Here is a 25,951-nt window from a genome sequence, read left to right as displayed (position 1 = left end):
AAATATCCTATTTCAATTGATTTGCGTACTGTGATTCAACATATGCTCTGTTGCTTGTAGCGCCTGATGTAATGGTGTTTTGCTCTTTTGTAGTTTAGAAAGCAACGCTGCGCCTAACCACATTTGATAGATAACTTGAGCAGCTACTTTAGGTTCAGTTACAACAGTGATAGAACCGTCTTGTTTCCCTTGTTCAATCAAATAAGTAATTTGATTAAGTAGGTGCTGAACACCAGTATCCATAATTAAACGCATATCTTCTGACAGGTCTGCAACTTCAGCAGCAAGTTTCACAATCAGACATTTTTCTGCCCACCCCTCTCCGATATTTTCATCCTCAATCCAAACTTTGAAATAACTTAAAATTTTTTGTAGGGGCGTTTGATTGTTATTCCAAAGCAGTGCTAAACGTTCTTGATAGTCGGTAATGTAATAGCTCAGTAACTCACAACCAAAAGCTTCTTTAGATTGAAAATAGTGATAGAAGGAACCTTTCGGAACACTGCTATGTTTTAAAATTTCTTGTAGACCCAGGCCAACAAAACCTTTATGTGAAACCAAATCTGTACTGCTATCTAGAATGTACAGACGTTTTTCCTCTGATTTTTTTGATTGAGATGTTGTTGCCATAATGTCACCACAAAAACTTAAAAAGTAGACCGGTCGTCTAGAAACAGTATAGAATATTAAACTTGATGTCAAATATGGACTGTAAGAGGATAGTTTTATGACAATGACGCTTCATCATTTAAATGCATCACGTTCATTACGTATTTTGTGGTTGTTAGAGGAAATTAAACAACCTTATGAGGTAAAACATTACTCAAGAAATAAAACGACCCATCTTGCACCTGAAGAATTAAAGCAAATTCACCCTTTGGGCAAATCCCCCGTACTCGAACTGAATGGTAAAGTGATTGTTGAATCTGGAGCAATTGTTGAAACTTTGATTCAACAATTTGCACCACATCTTGCTCCTGCCATGTCTGACAATGATTATATTGACTATTTACAATGGATTCATTTCGCTGAAAGCTCAGCAATGGTGCCATATTTATTAAAAATGTTTAATAATCTTGAAAAAAAGCAAGGAACCACATTAGCCTTTTTAGACCACTATACAGAAGTCGAATTTAATAAGGTTTTCTCCTATTTAAATGATTACCTCAAAGATCGCACTTATCTCGTGGCTGATCGCTTAACAGGCGCAGATTTTATGATGGGGTTCGTGGTATATGGTCTAGTTTATTCAATGAATATTAAAGGTCAGTACCCACATATTGAACGTTATGTAACTACCTTAGAGCGCTTAGACAGTTGGAAAAGTGCCATGAAAATTGAACATCGTATAGATTGAATTTCTTATACCATCTAAATCAATGGTGACTTGTGTATTCGCTGTATTACAGCAGTATAAGAGATATTAAGCATATCCTTTAACTGAAAAGGATATGTTAATTTTAGTCAAATCAACATAGACAGCTTTTAAAAATTTTGAACATAATTTATTTTAAATCAATTAATTAAAAATATATCAAGGGCTAATTTTTTAAATTAAGGCTTTTATAAGCTGTCACTTTTATCCACGCTAGACCTTTTTTTAAATTTTGGTCCTATTCTTTCTTTTCACAGTACTCGGCACTCGGGTTTGGCTTACCCCTTTTAATCGCCAAAACAAATCAATAATAATATTTTTATCAATTTCACAAATATAAAAAATCACTCTAAAGTAAAGTTATCGCTTTAAAACATTGATTGCTCTTCCTTAAACAACAGTATTTTAAAGCAGATAAAGACCGGTAAGTTGTTTCTAAAAATAAATGACAAATCATTTATTTTTAGATCAATTAGATTTAACAATTGTTCACTATATTGGTTTTTCAATTACGGTTAATGTCATGTAATAGCGAATATTCTTTATCTATTCCATCTATTCAAAAATGAATACATGATTAATTAAAAATGGAGAAATAGAATGAGCCAAGACTCAAAAAAATGTCCTGTAACCCACCTGACAACGGCTTTTGGTGCACCTGTTGTAGACAACCAAAATAGTTTAACGGCAGGCGCACGTGGTCCTCTACTGGCACAAGATTTATGGTTAAACGAGAAACTGGCCAACTTTGTACGCGAGGTGATTCCTGAGCGCAGAATGCATGCAAAAGGTTCAGGTGCTTTTGGTACATTTACCGTAACTCACGATATTACCCAGTACACACGCGCTAAAATCTTCTCACAGATTGGCAAACAAACAGAAATGTTTGCACGCTTCACCACTGTAGCTGGTGAACGTGGTGCAGCAGATGCAGAACGCGATATCCGTGGTTTTGCACTTAAGTTCTATACCGAAGAAGGTAACTGGGATCTCGTTGGAAACAACACTCCTGTCTTTTTCATGCGTGATCCACGTAAATTCCCAGATTTAAACAAAGCCGTAAAACGCGATCCTAAAACCAATCTACGTAGTGCAACCAACAACTGGGATTTTTGGACGTTATTACCTGAAGCTTTGCACCAGGTCACGATTGTGATGTCTGATCGTGGTATTCCAAAAAGCTTCCGCCATATGCATGGTTTTGGTAGTCATACGTACAGCTTTATCAATGCAAACAATGAACGTTTTTGGGTCAAATTTCATTTCCGCACCCAACAAGGCATTGAAAATTTAACCGATGCTGAAGCGGAAGCGGTTGTTGCTAAAGACCGTGAAAGTAACCAACGTGATTTATTTGATTCGATTGAAAATGGTAACTTCCCAAAATGGAAGCTTCAAATTCAAGTGATGCCTGAAACAGATGCAGAGAAAGTCCCTTATCATCCATTTGACCTGACCAAAGTTTGGCCTCATGCAGATTATCCACTGATTGATGTGGGTGAGTTTGAGCTGAATAAAAATCCTGAAAACTTCTTCCTTGATGTAGAGCAATCGGCTTTCGCACCAAGTAACTTAGTTCCAGGTATCAGTGTTTCACCTGACCGTATGTTACAAGCGCGATTATTTAACTATGCCGATGCTCAACGCTACCGTTTGGGTGTGAATTATCAACAAATTCCTGTCAATGCTGCACGTTGCCCTGTCCATTCTAATCACCGTGATGGTCAAGGCCGTGTCGATGCAAATTATGGCGGTTTACCTCACTACGAACCGAATAGTTTTAGCCAATGGCAGGAACAAGCTCAGTTTAAAGAACCACCATTAAAAATCAGTGGTGATGCAGATTATTGGGATTTCCGCCAAGATGATTCGGATTATTTCAGCCAACCACGCGCTTTATTCAATTTAATGAATGATACGCAAAAACAAGCACTGTTTGATAATACGGCGGGTGCGATGGGTGATGCACTTGATTTTATTAAGTATCGTCATATCCGTAACTGTTATGCATGTGACCCAGCCTATGGTGAAGGCGTGGCAAAAGCCTTGGGCTTAACTGTTGTAGATGCACAAGCTGCACGCGATAGCGATCCTGGCAAAGGTCATCCTGGTTTTCAATAAGCCTAGCTCAATAAAAGTCATTCAATAGAAACCGCCTTCGGGCGGTTTTTTATTTTGTTTAAATGCACTATATTGAAGAAACTCCCAATCGCGAGTAAAGCCATGCAACAGAAAATTGAAGCGATAATTCAACAACATGACATCATTTTATTTGATGAAATCTGTGTGTTATGTAATGGCTCGGCAAAGTTTTTAATCAAATATGATACACAGGCACAATTTAAATTAACTTCGGTGCAATCACCTTTAGGGCAAGACATCTTAAGACATTACCAAATGCCCACTGAGCAATTTGATAGCATGTTGGTGATTAAAAATGGGCAAGCCTATAGTGAATCCACTGCATTTTTAAAAGTGATTGAAAGCTTAGGACGACCCTTTTCATATTTAAAAATGGGTTATGGGATACCCAAATTTATCCGAGACTTTCTATACCGCCGAGTCGCTTTAAATCGCTATCGTTTATTTGGTACAACTGCGCAGTGTTTACTGCCTTCATCTGAAAATAAAAAACATTTCTTGGAACATAGCATTGATGCAAAATTTTAAAGCACTTCAGAATGCCCTATTGACCATTCATATTTCACTGGCTGTCTTATGGTTCTATCAGGGGCTCATCCCTAAAATCATATATAAAGTCATCGAAGAGCAACAATTTTGGCAATTTACAGGGATTCAATTGTTGCCCATTCCTAGACTTATTGAACTCTCAGGATTTGGAGAAATCATATTTGGTGGATTATTTCTGATTTTTAGACAATCAAAGCTTCTGCATTATTTCAATATCATCGCGATGCTGTTGTTTTTACTGGTTGTCGCGATCGTTTATCCACACTATTTTGCGCAGGGTTTTAATCCTTTCATCATGAATACTGCAATGGCGGCACTGTCTATTGTCGCAATTCAACTTCTCAATGCGCAAAAAGCCAAATAAACTTACATTCGCACATTTGTACCAAACTGCTCTTTCCATCCTTTGGTTTCAGTGGCAATTTGCTTGGCAAGTTTGCTTTTCACTTCTTGAATTAAGCGCGCCCGTTCCTGTCCATGCACAAATCGACCTTTATAATCACTTTGCATGGTTTGAATATATTCACTCAGTGCACGTTGTTGTTGCTTGGTTTTTGGAGCGGTATGCAAAAATTGAAGGTATTCCTCATCTGGGTTTGTGCTAAGCGGATCACCCAAAATATCTTCAACATACACTACAGCACTGACTAATTTCACTTTACCCTTTGCATCCACAGTATAGGTTTGTTTACGCACACCATAAGGATAGGTCCAGAGCCCCTGCCGATCACCTGAAGCCCAATAGCTATAAAAAATAATCTTGTTATCTTTGACCTCATAATCACCCAATTCAATCTGGAGAATACTGCAGTCACCCGTGGTTGAATAAATTGTATGCGTGAGCAGCTTTTGGTTATTTCGATATAATTCAATATCTTTACGCAAAAAGTCTGCTTCTTCTTCATTCATCACTGTTTTCAACTCAAAATTATTCTGATTAATTTGTATATTTTGAGTCTCAGCAAAAGCTGTACTGGATAATGCCAGTAACATCAATAAAGTTTGGATTATTTTCATTATTCATCTCCCTTGATTTTTCAATCAGGAATCAACACTATTTTTTAGTTTGGGTAAATACCCCCTAATCCTGACACAGCTTTTGCAAAACTGGAAGTATTTCACCGGCCTGACTAAAAGGTTGTGTTTGACGATAATGCTCGACCTTTTTAACCAGTTTATAGTTTTTATCGTCCTGACTTTTAAACTGCTCAAGTCGTGTAAATGTCCGATCCTTACACAATACTTGATAATAATTAATCGTGTATTGTCTTTTTGGGTTCACACTTTTAACCCAAGCTTGAATAAGTTGATTACCATCAGATATTGTGGTGATACTTTCAAAAAATTGAGTATTTGAATTTTGATGAATTAATTTCCATTCATCACCCGTTTCCAAATCATATTTTTCATTTGAAGGCTTAATACTTTTCGTATAATCCTCAGGTTCAAAATCTTCGACTGCTGCAGATTCGTCTACAACAGCACATGGCTCGTCTGAAACACAATCCGCCTTAGCCGCTTGAGTTAGGTCTATAGATTTTGCAGCGACTGAAGTCATCACCAAACAAAACAACAAAGTACTGGATAAGATTTTTATCATTTTTAGTGCTCTCAATTTTTATGGCTCAATAAGGGTCCACTACACCACCAATTTACGACCTTCACGGATACAGTAGAATGGATTAACCATTTTTGATGAATTCTTCATGGCCTTTTGTAAATCCTGCTCAGGCTGTTCCCGCGCTTCATCCGTCAATTGGAAAGTACGGTAATGAATTGCCAAAGAACGTTTGGCTTGTAAATCTAAATGCGCCTGAAAAGCATCTTGTGGATTCATGTGCATATATTTCATTAACGCTCTTGGTTCATACGCACCGATTGGCAATAACGCAATTCGCGGTGAGCCTAAACGTTTTTGAATTTCTTTAAAATGCGGTGAATACCCTGTATCGCCAGCAAAGAAGAAATGACCATGTTGCGATACCACAGAAAAACCACCCCACAATGCAATATTCTGATCACGTAAACCACGACCCGAACCATGCTGTGCAGGGGTATAAATAATTTTTAAGTTTTTAAATAATGCAGATTGCCACCAGTCCATCTCAATCACATGGAACTCTTTAGGCAAGTAACAAGCATTGCCCAAACCTGTATAGATTGGCATAGCAAATTTGTTGTGTAGCCATCTTAAAGAGGCTAAATCCATATGGTCATAGTGATTATGACTGAGTAAAACTGCATGAATCTCGGGCAATTGCTCTAAAGCAATTCCAGCAGGAATCACACGTTTTGGTCCACGCCCATGTTTCGGACTAACATAATCGGCCCAAACAGGATCAGTTAAGAAGTTATAGGGACCTATTTGAACCAGTACAGTCGCATGACTCACAAACCAGATTTGCCAATCATGCTCATCAGCATCTGGTCGATTCTGAGGTAATACACGTTTTGCCGCATAGAATTCTGATGATTCTTTTTGAGTATCCACATTCCAAGTATATGATTTTCGGGTACCCAGCCATTTCATCAAATCCCAACGGCTACGCCCTTGTGGTTTACGTACTTCATTAAAGAATCGTTCACCATTGTGCTGATTTGAACCAATCACACTAAATACAGGTTTATACCATGTATGTGACAGACAATTTTCAGTATCAATTCGATAATGCAATTGTTGAACTTGCTGAGATGGAACAGTCTTATTTTGCATTGTGTTGTCTTGTACCGTTGTATCTTCAAGACGGACCATTGGCTCTTGTTTCGACATGATTACTCTAAACGCCCTTTCATTCTTTCAAGCCATACTTGCTGTGTTTGTGGCTTCACGAATAATGCCACGATTTCGGGATGAATACTTTTAATCTTTGCTTCAATTCTGTTCACACAGGCTTCGATATCATCTGAAGTTAAACTATCTTTAAACTCTAAGCTTAAAGAAGCAATCACCTGATGTGCACCCATTTGTTCAGTCAGTACGCCATTTGCTGAATACACGGCAGGATCTTCCTGAGCAATTTTCAGTACATTGTGACGTAGTTTTGGATCTGCTGTTTCACCCATCAACAATCCTTTGGTTTCCCTTGCCAAAAGCAGGGCTGAGATGGCTAAGACAACCCCAATCAGCACCGAAGCCACACCATCTAAAACGGGTAAATCAAACTGCTGGGCACAAAATATTCCCAGCAATGCAATGATTAAGCCAATTAAAGCTGCTGAGTCTTCAAATAAAACTGTAAAGGTTGTCGGATCTTTACTGCGACGAAAGGCTTCAAAATATCCCATTTGACCTTTGGTCTTTTTAAATGTTTTCAACGCAATAAACCATGAAGTGCCCTCACAAAGCAGCGCAAACCCGAGTACCACATAGTTGACCAATGGGGATTGTATAACTTCTGGATGACGAATATGTTGAATACCCTGATAAATTGAAACCACAGCACCTAAAGCAAAAACCAACAATGCGACAATAAAGGCCCAGAAATATAACTCTCGCCCATAACCAAAGGGGTGATGATAATTTGCAGGCTGCTGTGATTTTTTTAAACCATACAGCAATAAGATTTCATTTAAAGTGTCTACGACAGAATGGACCGCCTCACTGAGCATTGCCGAACTATTTGTAATATAAGCGGCAACAAACTTAACCAGAGCAATGGCTAAATTGCCCAAAAGTGCTGCATATACAACAATTTTGTTGGAATCTGACATTTATTGTCCTGTTTTTTATCATCAAATACATCAATTTGATTTTTATATCTGTCCTGCTTCATATTAGCGAAACTATCTGTGATTTTTCTTTATTTTTTGTTGCTTTTCACAATTGAGTGAATCTTTTATGGAACCCAATTTAACCAATATTCTAAATACTCCGTCGCAGTCTCATCCACAATTATTAAAAATTTGGGAAGCTTCTGTACGCGCGACTCATGACTTTTTAAACGAACAGCATATCTTACAAATTAAAACGCTCATCATTCAGCATCATTATTTTGATCATGTGCAGTTGTTTCATGTGGAACGTGAAGGTCAAATCGTTGGGTTTATGGGACTGGCTTATCAAAAGATTGAAATGTTATTTATTGACCCTAAATTTTTTGATCAAGGTATCGGTTCCATGCTCATTCAAAAAGCCCTTGAGTTAGGTGCGCATGAGGTAGATGTCAACGAACAAAATATTCGTGCTTTGGAGTTTTATAAGAAACATAACTTCCAACAAATTGCGCGTTCGGAACTTGATGCTGAAGGTAATCCATTTCCAATTTTGCATTTGAAACTAAAGAAGCCTTTCGTCTAAGTATTTTGAGATAGAGCGATATCAAAAACATCATCATAAACACCCTGATCAAGCTGACTATCCATGATGACGAAACCGACCTTGCCCCCTATCTGCAAGTCGGTTTTAGTAATCCTCAGCATGATCATGTTTATCAGACAGATTGCAACAACTTAAACCAGTGCAATCAAACACTTTTCAAGTGTTCCTTCATATAAATTTGGATCACTATAGATTGATGACGAGATACATCAATTAAAACATCGATATCAATTTTTCCATTCCTGAAAGTACGCTTATGACAAGTAAGGGCCGTAGATAAATTGATGCAACTTTGTACAGATGATGGCTTCTAGGCTAGGGCTTAGCGAAATATTTTTTGTTTTAATTAAGATATTTTATCAATTATTCGCCATGTTATTTTCTATATTAAAATAACAATGATTTTGAAAAGTTCATTTATTTTCTAAATACTATAATCGTCTTCACCTGACAGTTGTTTATAGATTATACTCTTTAAAAATCTTAGTAAGACATTTTTTGGATTATTCTTTGGACGCGTTATATGGAATTACGACATCTGAGATACTTCATTACTGTGGCTGAAGAACTCAACTTTAGCAAAGCAGCATTGAGACTTTATACAGCACAACCCTCACTCAGCCAGCAGATCAAAGATCTTGAAGAAGATGTCGGTGTTCGGCTGTTAAATCGGACCAAGCGTAAAGTTGAACTTACTGAAGAAGGTGCTGTTTTTCTGGAGCAAGCACGCTTAACTTTAGCACAAGCCGATAAGGCTGTTGCTATGGCAAGACAGGTCTCCAAAGCCAGACAGCTATTGTTAAGAATTGGGTTTGTACCCGTGGCCGAAATAAAGATTTTCCCTTATATCTTACCGAATTTAAGGGTACAAAATCCTGAGCTAAAAATTGAGTTATTGAGCTTAAATAACCTTGAACAAATGCGCGCATTGAAAAAGGGTGAGCTAGATATCAGCTTTAGCAGGCACAATTTTCATAATGATGAAATCGAAAGTAAATTTGTGCTCCGTGAGCCGTTAATTTTTGTTTTACCCAAAGATCACCCTTTAGCCAAGTATGAACGTATCCCTGTTAAAGCGCTCAATGGGATCGATTTTATAATTCCTGCTGAAGAACAATCCACGACTTTGCACAACACCATTTTAGAGTTTGCCAAACACAATCATATTGAATTGAATATCGTCCAAAAAGCTGACAATATTTCATTGAATATTAACTCAGTTGGAGCGGGCTTAGGCTGTACAATTTTGCCAAGTTATATTGCGCCATTAATCAACAATAACACTGTTATTCGACCTTTAGAGATTGAGCTTCCCTATCTAGACTTGTATGTAAGTTATCGAAAAAGTGCTGGCTCTGTTGCAATACAAAAATTCATTGAACTATTAACCAAGGTATTTTATCTGGATATCAATCGTTTAGAGCAAGAATAAGACCGCTGCGACAAGACATAGAGCGTAAGCTTATTTTTTAATATGACGACTTAAACCAATCGAATTTAATGCTCATTTTATTTGCTTAAATATCCATCAATTTTTAATTCAGGCGGTGTTCATCATGGTAGGACGTGCATTTCACCAACTTCGATCAGGTATTCTGTCTCGTCCATATTTCTTTATTAGTTTTCTCCTTACAGCAGTTGTGTATATGGGGATGTCTTTGAGTACAAATTGGCAGTGGTCAACCAATTTATTATTCAGCTGGAATATTGCCACTCTGGTCTACTTAATCCTGACCATAAAAATGCTTTGGGCAACCAATCAAGCGCATATTTTAAAGCGTGCTCAGCAGCAGGATGCCAGCAAATGGATCATTTTGCTGTTGGTTGTGCTCTCACTCATCATGTGTTTTATTGCCATTATTATTGAATTGGCACATTTGCCCGATGTGACTGGAGTTAAAGCAGGACATATCGCCTTAGCAATTTTAACCATCATTTTTGCATGGTTATTTATGCATACTATTTTTGCTATTCACTATGCACATGACTTTTATTTGGCAGTGGAGAATCATCAGGATGGTGGATTGGACTTTCCAAAAACACCTAAACCAACTTACCCTGAGTTTTTATATTTTAGTTATGTCATTGGTACTTCTGCACAAACAGCAGATGTATCGATTACATCTCGTTCGATGCGCGTTTTAAATATTCTCCATATCCTTTTGGCGTATGGATTTAACACGACGATTTTGGCGATCTGTATTAATGTTGCCGCAGGTTTTATTTAACTGAAGTAAAAAATAGAGGGATTAACACCAAAAACCAATCTCCAAAGTTTTTTATCATTTTTCTGCGCTTGAATGTGACTAAAAAAACCTCAATGCAAACCCAGCACGAGATCATGCTAAGTTTGCATCGTCTTGATGATTTAGTCGCTAAAAAGTGCTTGATTATTTCTTAAGTTTTTTCTGCTTTTGATTGAATTAAGATATTTTTCAATTGCAGGATGGCTTTCAATCTCTGCCATCTTCAATTGCCAAAATAGCATGGAACCAACAAACACATCGGCTACCGTAAATTGCTCACCACATAGATAAGGTTGAGCCTGCTCCAAGCCCTGAATTAAAGCCGTATAGGTGTCCTGAAAGTTTCCATAGCCAATATGCATTTTTTGCTCGTCGGTAATCTCAACTTTTAATGCGCGATCCGTCGTGGCTGCATCCCACGGTCCAGCAGCAAAGAATAACCAACGGAAATACAAGCCACGTTTTGGATCATCCAATGCTGGTGCAAGTCCTTGATCAAAAAACTTATCTGCCAAATAGGCACAAATTGCAGGCATTTCGTAAATCACCACATCGCCATCGACTAAGGTGGGTACTTTGCCAAATGGGTTAATCTTTAGATAAGATTCCGACTTCATTTCAGTGTGATAAGCCAACTCAATTTTTTCAAATTCAGCACCCAGTTCAATCAGTAGCCATTCAATAACAAGACCTCTAGACTGCGCGTTGCTATATAGTTTTAAGCCCATTTTTCCATTCCTTTATAGTGGTGTATTGAATATAAAGGGCGGCTGTGTCAGTTTTTGTCAGGAGCTTTTGAGCATGGATTTTTTTTGCAGCTCTTTTTGCCACCATGCCTGAAAAAGATGGCGTTTAAACTCTGGGTAAATGATTTCGGTCACAGTTAATTTTTGAATCCGATCTAAACGAAAATTTCGAAAATCCTCACGTAATTCACACCATGCAGCCAACAACATTTTGTCATTGAAATACCCTAAGACAAAAGGCCAAAGCATACGGCTAGAGATATTTTGTTTTTCATCTAAATAATGCACTTCAATCTTGACCTGATAACGAATAGCTAGACGGACTTGTTCGACAATTCTTTCGTCAACCACAAGCCAATGGTTGATAGACCGAAGCATGGTTTCATCAATCAGTTCTTGTTTATTCTTGGGCAATACCGCATTGAGTTTGGCCAAAACTGAATGTGCAGCATTTTTCAATGCTGGATCTGGCACTGACCTTAACCAATGCAATGCCAAGAACACTGCTTCGACTTCCGTTTCATCCAAACTCATCGGAGGCAGTAAAAAGTTTTCTTTCAGCTGAAATCCTAAGCCTGCACTGCCCTCAATATTGACACCTTGGTCACGTAAACTTTCAATATCCCGATAAACACTTCGGACACTAATTTCCAAATGTTCTGCTAAGCATTGCGCGGTAATGGGATAACGCTGTTCACGTAAAAGTTGTAATAAAGTGAGTAATCGAATAGAACGGCTCATGGTCAATTTTCTTATTATATCTCTTTGGTTTTATCTAAGTTTACGCTGAGGGCAATCTGCAAACAGCGTAAAAACAGCATCTAAGCAACTTCAGTAGTTTTGAGCTGTTGAGTTAAAAACTGATGTAAATGATCGACGTTATCCGCGATCGTCAGCGGATTAAAACGCTGTAATACATCAATCGCATGTACCCCATAACTCACCCCAACACGTGGCATGGCAATGTTCTGTGCCATTTCTAAGTCATAAGATGTATCACCCACCATAATGGCTTGCTCCGCCGAAATTCCAGTGTAATCTAAAATTTCAGCCAACATCAATGGATCTGGTTTGGATTTGGTTTCGCTCGCTGCACGGGTGATCTCAAATAAATCCTGACTCTGGGTCTGAGCCAAAACACGATCTAAACCACGACGGCTCTTCCCTGTTGCAACTGCCAATTTGATATTTTGATTTTTTAAATCATGCAACATTTCAGAGACACCAGCGAACCACAAATCATCTTTGGAATGCTCAACATAATGATCGCCATAGCATTTCAAAATTTCAGTGTGTAACTCGGGAACTTGTGGAAATAACACTTGAGCAACTTCAGGTAAACCCAAACCAATAATACTTTTCGCAGCATCAGCTGTTAACGGTTGGTCAAAGGCTTCTGCAGCAACCAATAAACTCGCCACAATTTGCCCAACTGAATCAAATAAAGTGCCATCCCAATCAAAAATGATAAGTTCTACAGATTTTTGCATGAATTATTTCCAATATTTGCTCAGTTTACGCATGACTAATGTTTAGATCTTATGCCCTTTACATGACAAGCTAACGCATTTTTAAACACAAAGGGAACTTTTCATAAAACAAGTTCCCTGTGTGTAAAAGATAAAGTGAGCAGCGAGATCGAATCAATCTTTCTTTTGTGCTCTTAACTGCGCAACCAAGCTTTGCATATCTTCAGGTAAAGGCGCTTCGATCACAGGATAACCAGGAATTTCAAGGCGCATTGCATGTAGGCTCAATCGACGAGCTTTGGGGCCACGATACTCTGTTTCATGACCATACTTATCGTCACCCACTAAAGGATGACCAATACTTAAACCATGCACACGAATTTGATGGGTACGGCCTGACAGTGGAGAAGCATAGACCAGTGTCGCATGCATAAAGCGCTCGGCAACTTTCCATTGTGTCTTAGATTCTTTACCTTCTTCTGAGACACGTACACGACGTTCACCATTGGACAGTTCATAGCGCAATAAAGGTTGATTAATCAACTGTTGATCTAAACTCACTTGACCTTTAACAATCGCAGCATAGGTTTTTTTAATTTTATGCTCACGCAACATGTCTTGTAGCGCCTTCAATGTGCTGCGTTTTTTACTCACCATCACCAGACCCGAAGTATCGCGGTCAATACGATGAATCAATTCCAAATATTTTTTACCTGTTGCCGCGCGTAAGCCTTCAATTAAGCCATATGCCACACCGCTTCCACCATGTACGGCAATTCCAGACGGCTTGTTGACCACCAATAAACCTTCATCCTCATACACCACACGGCTGAGTAAGCTTTGTGCAACCTTATCGGATACAGGTGCATCAGTTTCGTCTTTTTGCTCAAAGCGAATAGGTGCAACACGGATTTGATCGCCAATCGCTAGCTTAGTTTCTGCTTTTATACGCTTTTTATTGACGCGCACTTGACCTTCACGAATTAAACGATAAATACGGCTTTTCGGCACACCTTTCAGGCGAGTAAATAAGAAATTATCGATGCGCTGGCCTTCTTGATGCTCGTCTACTTCAAACCAAGTTACATTTTGCCATTGTTGCGTAGAATTCATACAGTTAGGTGATCCAATAAAAAACTAAAATTTGATTAAAAACTGATCATTTAGACTATGCTTTTCATACAAAATAAGCATATAGCCCATAGGCAGATGATTCAAGGTTTGCTATAGTCAGCGCACGGATACCACCGTAAGTGAAATTTAGTGCCACCCTTTTTTAAAAATGAAAGCGTGACACAAACGATAAAATTCACGACAGATGCGGAAAGGTCCCAAAAGAATATGCCGACGCCGAAGGCTTTATTATATCGGCAAAAAGACAAACTGTTGCGTTTAATTGTACTTAAAGTACAGAAATCAGTTTGTTTAAAAATATATGTCGCCAACCCAGACGTTGGTTTTTAAACATAAACTGATACACATCAGGCAAGTCGCTGTAGAGTGTTATTCAGGACATAAGTGTTTGAGGCATTGGAACTGCACAATTTGTAAAGGTACGATGATAATTCCGTATCAAGACGCTCTCACAAAAGTTGAGATGCTCTTCGAGCAATGTGATAGTGAAAGACGAATCAAATCAGTCATCCAATGCACCACTTAAGTGCCAGTGAAGAGCTCAAAACTTTAATCGTGCAAAGATTAAAGAAGTATTGCAGCATCAATACAGGCATCAAACCCAACCTTGCTCAAAACAAGTGGGTAAATTACTCAGATCATATTGGATGTATCCGTGATTTGAGCATTGATCCAATATTTTAGATGTTCGCTTCACTTAAAAAAGATAGCGAGTTGTTGGTGTGAATCACTATTAGGTGTTACACCCATGAAACGTATGTTGATTAATGCAACACATGCCGAAGAAGTTCGCGTTGCACTCATCACTGGTCACCGTCTTTACGATTTCGATTTAGAAAACCGTACACGTGAACAAAAGAAAGCCAATATCTATAAAGGCCATGTCACTCGCGTAGAGCCTTCTTTAGAAGCTGTATTTGTAGAGTATGGTGCGGGTCGTCAAGGTTTCTTGTCGATGCGCGAAATTGCCAATACTTACTACAAGGCAGACCCTCGCCAAACATCAAATATTCGTGAACTCATCACTGAAGGCACTGAACTTTTGGTTCAAGTTGAAAAAGAAGAGCGTGGCAACAAAGGCGCTGCACTTTCAACTTATATTTCCCTTGCTGGTCGCTATTTAGTCTTGATGCCGAACAACCCGAAAGGCGGTGGTATTAGTCGTCAAATTTCAGGTTCAGTTCGTGAAGAACTCAAAGAAATGTTGGCGTCATTAAATACCCCTCGTGGTATGAGCGTAATCGTTCGTACAGCAGGGATTGGCCGTTCACAAGAAGAACTGCAACTTGATCTTCAACATTTGTTAGACCTGTGGGCACAAATCCAAGGCACAGCAAACTCTGGTCCATCACCAATGCTTGTTCATCAAGAAGCTGGTGTGGTGACGCGTGCTATCCGTGACTATTTACGTGATGATGTTGCAGAAATTTTAATTGACTCAGAGCAAGCCTATAACGAAGCCTATAACTTTGTTAAAGCGGTAATGCCAAATCAATTGGATAAGTTAAAAACCTATACGTTAAATGAACCGTTATTCGCGCATTTTGGTATTGAAAGTCAAATTCAAACAGCTTATGAACGTGAAGTTAAACTTCCTTCAGGCGGTTCAATTGTAATCGACCAAACTGAAGCACTGGTTTCAATCGACATCAACTCGGCGAAATCAACACGTGGACATGATGTAGAAGAAACTGCGCTCAGCACCAACTTAGAAGCAGCTGAAGAAATTGCTCGCCAATTACGTTTACGTGATATTGGTGGTTTGGTGGTGATCGACTTTATTGATATGACCAAAGAACGCAACCAACGTATGGTTGAAGCTAAACTTCGTGAAGCGACGCAAAGTGACCGTGCCCGCATCCAGTTCGGTCAATTGTCACGTTTTGGTTTAATGGAAATGAGCCGTCAACGCTTACGCCCATCTCTTGAAGAAGCTACAGGTTATGTATGCCCTCGCTGTCATGGCACAGGTATGGTACGTGATCTACGTTCTCTTTCTCTTTCAATTATGCGTAAAGTTGAAGAGATTGCATTACGTGAACGTCAAGGTGAAGTTCAAGTTGAAGTGCCTGTTGAAATTGCAGCATTCTTATTGAATGAAAAGCGCCACAGTTTGGTTTACTTAGAACAAACGTCAAATGTGCGTGTTACTGTACTGCCACATCCACATTTAGAAACGCCACATTACGAAATCTCATATAACCCAGAAGGTTTTGCGCCAACTAGCTATGAACGTACTGAAGCTACCCGTTCAAGCGAAAAAGAATTGGGCTATGAGTCATCTGAGTGGCATTTAGAAGAAGAGCAAACGCAACACAATGCTGCGCCAGCTCAAGCACAAAACAATAAGCAAAACAGAAAGCAACAACCTGCTCAAGCTCAAAAAGCTCAGCAAGCGGTTCAAGCACAAGTTGCTCAACCAGCTTCTAGCCCATGTGCTTGGTTAGAAAATCTGTTTGTACAAAAACAAGCAGCAACTGTTGACCAATCACGTACTGCAAACAATGCAGCTGCAGCCATTGAACAAATGATTAACGGTGGTGCTGTAAGCCGTGGTCAATTTGGCCAAGTGAATAGCAATAGCGCGCCAGCTGCAATTGAAGCTCAAGTTGTTGCTGAAACCAATGCTTATCTTTCACATGCACCTGTTCAAAAACAAGAACCGCGTGAATATGAAAAACAGGGTGAGAAAGAAGAACGAGCTCCGCGTAACAACAATAAAAACAAAAATCGCAACAAGCACAAAGAGTCACGCGAACAAAACACTGATCAACATCAAGTGATTGAAGAAGTGGTTCAGGTGCCTCGTCAAGAGCAACGCCAAGAACAGCGTCAGGAACAACGTGATCAACGTCGTCAGCAAAAGCAGCCACGTCAACAGCATGATCAAAATGCTGAAGCGAACCATGCTGAACAAGCTGTTCCACGTCGTGATCGTAACCATCAGCAACGTCCAAACCGCCCAAATCGTCATCGCGATAGCAGCGTGTTTAATGATGAGCAACAACAAGCGCCAAACAACAATGCGCCTGTAGAGCATAATCAACCTCAAGAGAAACAACCTAAGGTTGAACTCATTGACACCCCGAAGCATGCAGCACTTGAAACAGCTTTAGTGGTTAATCTTGATCAAGCTCAAAGTGAAATTGTGGCATTAAACCCGCAACAAGTTGCTGCGCCAGCAAGCAACAAGCCGAAGCGTCATGATCGCAATGAAAAAGCTGAAACTGTTGCTAAAGCACCTCGCACTGTATACGCTCAACCAGCTACTGCACCGGCTGTAGAAAGTCAGGCTGTAACGACTGAAGCAAAAGCACCTGCAGCAGCAGAGGTTCAAGCAGAACAGCCTGTGCAACGTGCCAGCAATGACCCGCGCCAAAAACGCCGTCAACAACGTGACGCTGCTCAAGCAAAAGCGGCAACGCCTAAAATCGCACCATCTCAAGTACCGACATTAAATCAGTACACAGTGGGAACGTTGATTCGTCATGTCTATGGTGATGATTGTGCGGTACTGATTGAACAGTTTGGATTAATTCCAACATTCAATCGCGCTTTGGTTAAGTTTACTGAAGAATATTCAGCGACCTTAACTGTGGTAGAAAAGACCGATGTACAAAGCAAGCAGCCTGTAACACGCGATGTTGCTATCTCTAAAGCAGCACCAGAAGCACAACCTGCTGATGTTTTAGACTTAACGCCACCGAAGCCTGAGAATGATCGCCGTGTAGCGAATGATCCTCGTGAACGTCGTCGTTTAGCAAAACAAGCGGCTGTACAAGCAAAGCAAGAGCATCAAGCTGAACTTGAGCAACAACCAGAAGAAGTGAAAACTGAGACTCAAGCAAGTCCAGTTGAAGCAGCACCTGTGGTTACTCAAGCAGAAGAAGTGCAAGCTGAAACACCTGTAGAAACGACAGTTGAAACAGCACCTGCGGAAGTTCAAGTGGTTAAAGCAGCCCCTGCTAAGTCAGCTGAGAAAGCAGTTGTTGCAACTGAAAAGGCGAAAAAGCCACAACAATCGCTTGCTTTAGATACGACTGCTGAAGCTGCTGTAGATGAAGATGCCCAAAAGGCAGACAATGTGGCAACAGATGAAAAACCTGCCCGCCCTCGTCGCCCTCGTGGCCGCCCGCCAAAAAAAGCGACACCGCCAGCGGATGAGTAATTTTTAAAAATTTGCTTAAAATGTAGCGATTAAAGAGAACCTAGTCATTTCGATGGCTAGGTTTTTTTGCTATTTTGAAGAGATTATCAGGACATTTGTCAGATTAGGTTGATTGCACTAGTCTTATACGATTAAAAAGACAAATGTAATGTGAGTCAATGACACTCTAAAAATTGTATTGGATTACGAAAAATAAATAGGATTGATATGAGTCAAACAACACAGGCCGATCTCATCGGATTTACTGATGTCGCAGAGCGCTTACCACAGCTCATCAATAAGCTTCCCAATATCCTGACTGGACTTAAACAAGCTTATATCAGAACACCCAATACGCCTGCTGGGCTAGGTCTTGCTTTTGAACGTGCTGTAAAACGCAATCCTTATGGTGATGCGTTATTATTTGAAGATCAACGCTATAGTTATAAAGAACTGAATAACTGGGCCAATCAAATTGCACACTTTTATCTTTCTATTGGCATAAAAAAAGGCGATGCGATCACCGTGATGATCGAAAATCGTCCTGAGTTGATTGCGACCGTGATTGCACTTGCAAAAATTGGCGTAACAACAGCTTTAGTCAATACCTCACAGACAGGTAAAGTCCTGACGCATAGTATCAATTTGGTCAATCCTGTTGCGGTAATCGTCGGTGAAGAATGCCATGCTGCTGTAGATGAGATTCGTCAAGACTTAAACATTGCTCAAGACCGCATCCATTGGTTTGCAGATCAAAATACAACGCAAGACCCGGGTACAGCACCTCAAGGCTTTATCAATCTTGCTGAAAAAATTCAACAATTTCCAAAATTCAATCCTTCGACCACACAAAGTGTCAAAGGGAAAGATGGCTTGTTTTATATCTATACCTCTGGCACAACAGGTTTACCTAAAGCTGTGGTCTTTACCAACAGTCGTTGGACCTTGGCATATGGAACATATGGTCATGTCTTAAACTTAGGTGAAGATGATGTGATGTACTGCACTTTACCGCTTTACCATGCAACAGGTATGGTGGTGTGCTGGTGTGGCGCAATTGCAGGCGGTTCAGCCTTGGCAATCCGTCGTAAATTCTCTACCTCTGCATTCTGGTCTGATGTCAAAAAGTTTAATGCGTCAGCCATTGGTTATGTCGGTGAACTTTGCCGCTACCTTATGGATGCACCTGCTTCAGAACTTGATCATACGCACCGTGTCACCAAAATGATCGGTAATGGTATGCGTCCAAATATTTGGGGCAAGTTTAAAGAACGCTTTGGTATCGAAGAAATTTTAGAACTTTATGCCTCTAGTGAAGGAAATGTAGGCTTCAGTAATGTTTTTAATTTTAACAATACTGTTGGCTTCTCACCTACACCTTATGCCATCGTCCAGTTCGATAAAGAAAAAAATGAAGCAATCCGTGACAGTCATGGTGCATGTCAAAAGGTCAAAAAAGGTGAAGTGGGCTTATTGATTGGTAAAATCACCAAGCGCTCCCCTTTTGATGGCTATACAGACCCAGAAAAGAACAAGTCAGTGATCATGAAAAATGTCTTTAAAAAAGGCGATTCTTACTTTATTACTGGTGACTTGGTTCGTGATATTGGTTTCCGACATGCTCAATTTGTCGATCGCCTTGGTGATACTTTCCGCTGGAAAGGTGAAAATGTTTCAACCACCGAAGTTGAAAATATTTGTAGTGAATACCCTAAAATCACAGAAGCTGTGGTTTACGGCGTTGAAATTCCAAATACCAATGGTCGAGCAGGTATGGCTGCCATTACTTTACATGATGGGGAAGAACTGACTGAACAAGATCTAAGCCAGCTTGCAGCAGAGTTTAAAAAGAACTTGCCAGCCTATGCTGTTCCGGTATTTTTACGTATCCAACAAATTGTAGAAACGACGGGTACATTTAAATATCAGAAAAATAAATTAAAGGAACAAGCCTTTAATCCTGAAAAAACCTCTGATCGTTTATTGGTTTTACTGCCAAGTGCCAATGCCTATTGTGATGTCACTGCGGAAGTTTTTGCCAATATTGAAGCTTATAAATACCGCTTCTAAAGCTAAAAGCCCTGATTTCAGGGCTTTTTTAGTCCATTTTGTGTTATTTATAACCGAACGTTGCAAACTTTCTTAATTTTTACTTGCGCTCTATCAATATCTTGCTAAAATACGCTCCATCAAAACAAAGTGGTGTTTAAAAACTTTTTAGTTTTCTTGCACTACACATTCAAGCCTAGCTTGGATGAAGGTTCAGGGTCGTTAGCTCAGCTGGTAGAGCAGCGGACTTTTAATCCGTTGGTCCCGCGTTCGAATCGCGGACGACCCACCACTTAATTGTTTTGACCTGTAAATGGATAGCGATAGAAAATTCTCAATTTTCACAAATATCGTGTAAAGCATCGCTTTATACATCCTTGCTCAGGGTCGTTAGCTCAGCTGGTAGAGCAGCGGACTTTTAATCCGTTGGTCCCGCGTTCGAATCGCGGACGACCCACCATCTTCATGTTTCAACCTGTAAATAGATACCGATAGAAAATTCTCGATTTTCACTGATATCGGGTAAAGCAGCGCGCTTTACACATCTCGCTCAGGGTCGTTAGCTCAGCTGGTAGAGCAGCGGACTTTTAATCCGTTGGTCCCGCGTTCGAATCGCGGACGACCCACCATTCTTTCTTAGGGCTTCTTTCTATACAGTTAAAGTACTACAATAGAAACGAAACCTGCAAACGTTCCGACCAAGACCAAACATCTTTTTAGATGCTTCGCCATTCTCGAAATTTTGCTTCATCTTTTGTTCTGGTTTAATCATGTTTTAAACAAGTTCAGGGTTGTTAGCTCAGTTGGTAGAGCAGTAGACTCTTAATCTATTGGTCGTGGGTTCGAACCCCACACAACCCACCAGATTTTTAAGTCATTTACCACCCCTTTAAATAAGTTCAGTTGAATTATTTTTCTGATAGCTGCACGCCCTAATCAAACGGATTGTTTTATCATTCAATGATGACGAAGCATCAATACTCAAATATCGACTGAGATCTTAGTCAACGGTTTTAGCTCAAAACAACCAAGCCAACAATCACAATCAGATGACACGACCGAACTGAATAGCTAAAAAGCTTTTATTCTTCTTGTCGAACGAGTAAATGCCAAATCATCGCTAGCAAAATAATATTCTCCTGCTTGACGAGTCATCGTATTCCCCCTCCCAAACAATATAAAACCGTACCCAATAACCAAGATTGCGCACGGTTTAATTATGCGTATAACCACTCAATTAAAACAATCAGCGGGAATTTACCCAGTGGGTTATTGTTGTTGAAGGATAAAATCTGCGGCACGTTCGCCAATCATAATACATGGTGCATTGGTATTGCCTGACACAAGATCAGGCATAATGGATGCATCAGCAATACGCAGATTATTAAAACCAACGACTTTAAGCTTTGGATCGACCACACTCATTGCATCAATCCCCATCTTACATGTTCCCACGGGATGAAATACGGTTGCAGCATATTCACGAACATAGGCTTGATAATCTGCATCAGTTTTAACATCAGGTCCGGGTAAGATTTCTTGACCATTGAATGCCTTAAATACATCTTGTTTTAAAATACGCTGTGCCAGTTTAATTCCTTCGATCAGCACGTGCATATCTTGTTCTTTTTCAAGGAAGTTATAATCAATCTCGATCTGCTTTTGGGCATTCACACGTATTTCACCAATGCTCTTGGGTCTTAAAACACAGGTGTGGATTGCATAGCCATGTCCCCATTCAAACAAGCGACCACGATGACTCCGATACCCCGGAACAAAGTGGAATTGTACATCTGGTAAATCTGTTGCCAGTGGTGTTTTTGCAAAGCCTCCTGCTTCTACATAGTTGGTGGTCAACCAGCCTTTTCTTTTGAGTGCATACTGGAATGGTGCGGGCAGTATAGATGCCAAAGCCCCAACAGAAAAACCCAGTGTTTTTGAACTATTTGTTCTAACCGTCACCAAACCATCAATATGCTCTTGCAAGTTTTTACCCACCCCAGGTAAATCAACCTTACATTCAATACCGGCCTGTTCCAGCTCAGATTTCGGACCAATACCAGATTTCATCAATAATAACGGCGAAACAAAAGCACCAGCAGAGAGGATTAACTCTTTATTGATCCTGATATCAAAATTTTGTCCTTGTCGCTGCACATGAATCGAGTGTACTTGCCCCTCACTATGATGAATACGCTCAACCTCGCATTCAGTCACCACTGTAAGGTTTGAACGTGTCAATATTGGCTGAACGAATGCTTTAAAGCTGGATAGACGCTGACCATCACGTTGAGTCACATCATATATCCCCACACCTTCACTTGATGCAGCATTAAAGTCTTGATTTTCTTTTAGATTGAGTAAAGCGGCAGCTTGGATAAAGAGTTTAGATAATGGGTTCGGATCTTTCGGATGATCAACAAATAACTCGCCCTCAACACCATGAAAAGCCAAGTCTTGCTGAATGACATTTTTTTCAGAGCGTTTAAAGAAGGGTAAAACCTCTTTCCAGCCCCATCCAGCACAACCTTTCGCTTCCCAATTATCATAATCAGAGGCATTTCCGCGAATATAAATCATACTGTTCATTGAACTTGAACCGCCGACCATTTTGCCACGTGGGGTATGGATTTGACGATTATTCAAACGTTTCTGTGGGGTAGAAAAGAAATTCCAGCTGTATTTTTTACTCTTATATAACGTGATCGTTCCTGCTGGAATCTGAATACGTGGCGAATTATCAGCAGCACCTGCTTCAATCAAACAGACACGGGTATTTGGGTCTTCACTTAGTCGATTGGCAATCACACTCCCCGCCGAACCCGCGCCAACGATGACATAATCATAGCTATGTTGCTGTAATTGTTGATTGTCTATTTCAGGTAATGTGCGTTTATATAACATTGCCACAACATAATACAATGGGCTAACCACCAGTAAACCAACCGCCCATGAGATATCCACTTCACCCAATAATTTAGCAAGCGGACCAACATACAGCGGTGTAGATAAAAATGGAATCTGAATCAAAATCCCAATCACATAACAGATTAATGCAGGCCAATTGAAGTAACCATAAATCCCACCATCCGGTTTAAAGAAAGATGGCACATCATATTCAGTATGATGGATAAAGTAATAATCGATGAGGTTGATGGCTGTCCATGGAATCAGTACACACATGAGCAAGAGAATAAAATTGACATAACTCTCGACAAAACTGTCCGAACTTGAAACAGATAAGAACATCGCCACACTAAATAAGCTTAATGCCACTATAGTTCTGGCAAGCACTCGCGGTGACCAACGGTGAAAAATCGTTTGTAGAATAGTGATGCTCGATAAAGTACCACAGTACAAATTCATTGAGTTTGTGGCAGCAATCCCGAGAGAAAAGACGATAATCAAAGCGGTACTGAATAGACCGGAGCCGGTTAAGTGAATTAAGCCTTGAATAAAGTCACCACTATAGGCACGAGCAACGGTTAAGCCCAAGATCATTGAAATCAGTGAGCCGAGTGAACAGCCCCAATAGCTTGCCCAAAATGCAGTTTTTGCCCCAGTCGCTTTAGGCAAATAGCGGGAATAATCTGATACATACGGGGCATAAGCCAACTGCCATAATGCGGCAATGGATAAGGTTCCCATAAAGCCAATGCTTGAAAACGTTCCCAGCTGAAAGAAATCTTGGGGGAAGTATTGCGAACTAAATACACGAATAAAAGCAGCAAGCAGCATTAAACCTGAAAGTACCGCAAGGATTTGGGTGTATTTATGAATGAGTTTATAACCAAAAATAACTGCAATCAGACTCCCAATCGCAATAATCGTAATGCCTTGTACCTTGGAAATCGGCTGATAAATTGTATGTAGCGCTTCACCACCAACCACCAAATTGGATGCATAAAAACCCAAGTACATAATCACCACGACGCCAACAACAAGCAAAGCCCCATAGAAACCAAATTGCCCGCGTGTCTGAATCATTTGCGGCACTGCAAGTTGTGGGCCTTGCGCAGAATGCAGTGCGACAAAAATCGCACCAACAAGATTGCCTAAAACCAATGCCATTAAGGCGGAAAAGAAACTCAGATTAAAAACTGTAACTGCCAATGAGCCGGTAAACATAGTCAACAACATAATGTTTGAGCCAAACCAGATCGTAAATAGATCGCGTGCGTTACCGTGACGTTGATTTTCAGGAATTGCCTGAATCGTACTACTTTCCATAGTTGTGATAGACATAGGAATCCATTCCATAAATAAAAAAGTTATAACCAATCTTAGGATCAGCTTAAATTTTTATATTCAGTATCAAGCCTTTAGTTTTTTTAAAGTAAGACTAAAAAGGACTGAATAGCATAGTTACTCCATCGCAAAGAGATCAAAATCATTTGCGAAATCACCTTAAAATTTCAAATAAAGACCATCTAATATGTTAAAAATATTGAGGCCAGAATAATCACGAACAAATTAAAGAAAAAATTATCTCAGGCCTGTATTTGTTCGATATTCAATATCGACCTATACACCAGCTTGAGTACCACTTGAATTGAATAAAACGATGAGTGAAAAGAAGATCATTGATCTAGGGTTAAAAAAGTAATGTATCGTTCAAAAGAATTTTTTATTAAAAAATAATTACATAAATAATCATTAAAAAAATTTAACTCAATTGGATAAAAGTCATCGTTATACCCAAGCGATTCAGATTTTTTGAGGCATGTGTTCTGAATATTCTATTATCTCTTTATAACATCACTACTTAAGATAACAAAAACAAAAATGTGTTGTTGATCGACATAAAAAAGGATTTTGGAATAATCCAAATTTTTACGAAAAGGAAATCAATATGATTAAACCAGTAATTTTATCGGTAATGCTGACAACAATGGCGACTCATTCTGCTGTGGCCACAGAAACGGGACATTCATCAGGTCTTAGCTTAAGTGGTTCTGCTGCACTGACAACGGACTACCGTTTCCGTGGTCTATCCCAATCTCGTAATGATCCTGCAGTACAAGGGACCTTTGTACTGTCACATGATTCTGGTTTATACGGCGGAATCTTTGCGGCCAATACGGACTTCGGTGGTTCAACATCACCACATTTTGAGTTTACCTCATATATTGGCTATAACACGGCATTAAATTGGTCTGAAAAAGTTAAGCCAACACTAGATTTAAGCTATAACCGATTTAGCTATCCAGGTTGGTCGGATTGGGCATGGCATGAGTTTTCTGCACGTTTAACCTTTAATGATATCTTTTTGGGTAAAGATAGCCTCCTCACCAATATTAATTATAGTGATGACTATATTGGATTTGCAGGTGATGCATGGAACTTCACCCTAGGCTATTCAGTACCATTGGCTGAAACAGGTTTTGGTCTGACGTCAAGTATTGGTTATTCCATCATCCAAGATAAAGGTGCATTGATTGATGTTGATGCCGACAATTACATCGATTGGAAGCTTGGGGTGAATTATCAATTTAAAACACTTGAAGGTTTAACTGCGGAGTTATCTGCGGTTGGTACCAATTTGAATACCGATCAGCTCTCTAAAAGTGAAAAACGTACAGTCGCAAACGGTGCAATTTTTAGTTTAACCAAAGCGTTTTAATATTGCATTTTTAAACGATACACAATGTTTAACTACTCTCTGATTTTCGAAGATTTGTTCAATTTAAAAATGCTTTTCTGAGATGATCATTCATTTCAAAACTTTAAATTTTAAATGTGTCATTCTGGTGGGTGACACCCTAAAGCCCCACCA

The 25,951-nt window shown here is 39.6% G+C and carries 20 protein-coding genes and 4 tRNA genes; 14 read left to right on the top strand and 10 right to left on the bottom strand.

Annotation, left to right across the window (positions count from 1 at the left end; genetic code table 11):
• Positions 1-12: 12 nt before the first annotated feature.
• The gene (locus MTO68_RS02175; RefSeq protein ID WP_244014862.1) at positions 13-630 is read right to left on the bottom strand and encodes a TetR/AcrR family transcriptional regulator; all 618 of its coding nucleotides are present in this window, start codon (positions 628-630) and stop codon (positions 13-15) included.
• A gap of 103 nt (positions 631-733) precedes the next feature.
• On the opposite strand from MTO68_RS02175, the gene MTO68_RS02170 reads away from it, so the two are divergent.
• The 4 genes from MTO68_RS02170 to MTO68_RS02155 all read left to right on the top strand — a co-directional run bounded on the left by MTO68_RS02170 (position 734) and on the right by MTO68_RS02155 (position 4,430).
• Positions 734-1,357 carry a glutathione S-transferase gene (locus MTO68_RS02170; RefSeq protein ID WP_244015948.1) on the top strand — a complete coding sequence of 208 codons (624 nt, stop codon included), beginning with the start codon at positions 734-736 and terminating at the stop codon, positions 1,355-1,357.
• Positions 1,358-1,975: 618 nt separating this feature from the next.
• Complete coding sequence (locus MTO68_RS02165; RefSeq protein WP_244014860.1) at positions 1,976-3,496, top strand: catalase; 1,521 nt, start codon at positions 1,976-1,978, stop codon at positions 3,494-3,496.
• A gap of 102 nt (positions 3,497-3,598) precedes the next feature.
• The gene (locus MTO68_RS02160; RefSeq protein ID WP_244014859.1) at positions 3,599-4,045 is read left to right on the top strand and encodes a DCC1-like thiol-disulfide oxidoreductase family protein; all 447 of its coding nucleotides are present in this window, start codon (positions 3,599-3,601) and stop codon (positions 4,043-4,045) included.
• Positions 4,032-4,430, top strand: coding sequence for a DoxX-like family protein (locus MTO68_RS02155; RefSeq protein ID WP_244014857.1), 399 nt, complete (start codon positions 4,032-4,034; stop codon positions 4,428-4,430). Before MTO68_RS02160 ends, MTO68_RS02155 begins: the two co-directional genes overlap by 14 nt.
• A gap of 2 nt (positions 4,431-4,432) precedes the next feature.
• Here MTO68_RS02155 and MTO68_RS02150 read toward each other — a convergent pair whose 3' ends face one another.
• From MTO68_RS02150 to MTO68_RS02135, 4 genes are all read right to left on the bottom strand, one after another.
• Positions 4,433-5,083, bottom strand: a complete 651-nt coding sequence (locus MTO68_RS02150) for a hypothetical protein (protein ID WP_244014855.1) — start codon at positions 5,081-5,083, stop codon at positions 4,433-4,435.
• Positions 5,084-5,147: 64 nt separating this feature from the next.
• A complete protein-coding gene (locus tag MTO68_RS02145) occupies positions 5,148-5,666 on the bottom strand; it encodes a hypothetical protein (RefSeq protein ID WP_244014853.1) in 519 nt (172 codons plus the stop codon).
• 39 nt (positions 5,667-5,705) lie between these two features.
• Positions 5,706-6,836, bottom strand: a complete 1,131-nt coding sequence (locus MTO68_RS02140; protein ID WP_105713992.1) for an MBL fold metallo-hydrolase — start codon at positions 6,834-6,836, stop codon at positions 5,706-5,708.
• 2 nt (positions 6,837-6,838) lie between these two features.
• Entirely contained in the window at positions 6,839-7,777 is a 939-nt protein-coding gene (locus MTO68_RS02135) for a cation diffusion facilitator family transporter (RefSeq protein ID WP_034611603.1), read from the bottom strand.
• A gap of 127 nt (positions 7,778-7,904) precedes the next feature.
• Between MTO68_RS02135 and MTO68_RS02130 the strand changes: the two genes are divergently transcribed.
• The 3 genes from MTO68_RS02130 (at position 7,905) to MTO68_RS02120 (ending at position 10,612) form a co-directional block, all read left to right on the top strand.
• Positions 7,905-8,363: a GNAT family N-acetyltransferase gene (locus MTO68_RS02130; protein ID WP_244014851.1), complete on the top strand. Its 459-nt coding sequence runs from the start codon at positions 7,905-7,907 to the stop codon at positions 8,361-8,363.
• A gap of 544 nt (positions 8,364-8,907) precedes the next feature.
• Positions 8,908-9,816 carry a DNA-binding transcriptional regulator HcaR gene (gene hcaR, locus MTO68_RS02125; protein WP_034611600.1) on the top strand — a complete coding sequence of 303 codons (909 nt, stop codon included), beginning with the start codon at positions 8,908-8,910 and terminating at the stop codon, positions 9,814-9,816.
• Positions 9,817-9,940: 124 nt separating this feature from the next.
• Positions 9,941-10,612, top strand: a complete 672-nt coding sequence (locus MTO68_RS02120; protein WP_034611599.1) for a DUF1345 domain-containing protein — start codon at positions 9,941-9,943, stop codon at positions 10,610-10,612.
• Between the two features lie 140 nt (positions 10,613-10,752).
• On the opposite strand, the gene MTO68_RS02115 is transcribed toward MTO68_RS02120, so the two are convergent.
• From MTO68_RS02115 to MTO68_RS02100, 4 genes are all read right to left on the bottom strand, one after another.
• Positions 10,753-11,358 carry a glutathione S-transferase family protein gene (locus MTO68_RS02115; RefSeq protein WP_096732858.1) on the bottom strand — a complete coding sequence of 202 codons (606 nt, stop codon included), beginning with the start codon at positions 11,356-11,358 and terminating at the stop codon, positions 10,753-10,755.
• Positions 11,359-11,415: 57 nt separating this feature from the next.
• Positions 11,416-12,117 carry a YafY family protein gene (locus tag MTO68_RS02110; protein WP_244014849.1) on the bottom strand — a complete coding sequence of 234 codons (702 nt, stop codon included), beginning with the start codon at positions 12,115-12,117 and terminating at the stop codon, positions 11,416-11,418.
• An 80-nt stretch (positions 12,118-12,197) separates the two neighbouring features.
• Positions 12,198-12,866 carry an HAD-IA family hydrolase gene (locus MTO68_RS02105; protein WP_244014847.1) on the bottom strand — a complete coding sequence of 223 codons (669 nt, stop codon included), beginning with the start codon at positions 12,864-12,866 and terminating at the stop codon, positions 12,198-12,200.
• A 153-nt stretch (positions 12,867-13,019) separates the two neighbouring features.
• The gene (locus MTO68_RS02100) at positions 13,020-13,958 is read right to left on the bottom strand and encodes an RluA family pseudouridine synthase (RefSeq protein WP_004718156.1); all 939 of its coding nucleotides are present in this window, start codon (positions 13,956-13,958) and stop codon (positions 13,020-13,022) included.
• A 769-nt stretch (positions 13,959-14,727) separates the two neighbouring features.
• Here MTO68_RS02100 and MTO68_RS02095 point away from each other — a divergent pair.
• From MTO68_RS02095 to MTO68_RS02070, 6 genes are all read left to right on the top strand, one after another.
• Positions 14,728-18,147 (top strand): Rne/Rng family ribonuclease, encoded by a 3,420-nt coding sequence (locus MTO68_RS02095; protein WP_244014845.1) that lies wholly within the window; start codon positions 14,728-14,730, stop codon positions 18,145-18,147.
• A 207-nt stretch (positions 18,148-18,354) separates the two neighbouring features.
• Positions 18,355-20,196 (top strand): long-chain-acyl-CoA synthetase, encoded by a 1,842-nt coding sequence (locus tag MTO68_RS02090; RefSeq protein ID WP_244014843.1) that lies wholly within the window; start codon positions 18,355-18,357, stop codon positions 20,194-20,196.
• Between the two features lie 195 nt (positions 20,197-20,391).
• A tRNA-Lys gene (locus MTO68_RS02085) sits at positions 20,392-20,467 on the top strand.
• Between the two features lie 92 nt (positions 20,468-20,559).
• Positions 20,560-20,635 (top strand) — tRNA-Lys (locus MTO68_RS02080).
• A gap of 93 nt (positions 20,636-20,728) precedes the next feature.
• A tRNA-Lys gene (locus tag MTO68_RS02075) sits at positions 20,729-20,804 on the top strand.
• Positions 20,805-20,963: 159 nt separating this feature from the next.
• Positions 20,964-21,039 (top strand) — tRNA-Lys (locus tag MTO68_RS02070).
• A 405-nt stretch (positions 21,040-21,444) separates the two neighbouring features.
• On the opposite strand, the gene MTO68_RS02065 is transcribed toward MTO68_RS02070, so the two are convergent.
• Positions 21,445-24,420 (bottom strand): cytosine permease, encoded by a 2,976-nt coding sequence (locus tag MTO68_RS02065; protein WP_244014841.1) that lies wholly within the window; start codon positions 24,418-24,420, stop codon positions 21,445-21,447.
• A gap of 607 nt (positions 24,421-25,027) precedes the next feature.
• Between MTO68_RS02065 and MTO68_RS02060 the strand changes: the two genes are divergently transcribed.
• Positions 25,028-25,798 carry a TorF family putative porin gene (locus tag MTO68_RS02060; protein ID WP_004718165.1) on the top strand — a complete coding sequence of 257 codons (771 nt, stop codon included), beginning with the start codon at positions 25,028-25,030 and terminating at the stop codon, positions 25,796-25,798.
• Positions 25,799-25,951: the final 153 nt, after the last annotated feature.

The organism is Acinetobacter sp. NyZ410 (assembly GCF_022828975.1).
In the GTDB taxonomy this organism is placed as follows: Bacteria; Pseudomonadota; Gammaproteobacteria; order Pseudomonadales; family Moraxellaceae; genus Acinetobacter; species Acinetobacter guillouiae.
The sequence above is the reverse complement of the archived record's forward strand: the minus strand, read 5'-3'. Positions and strand labels throughout refer to the sequence as shown.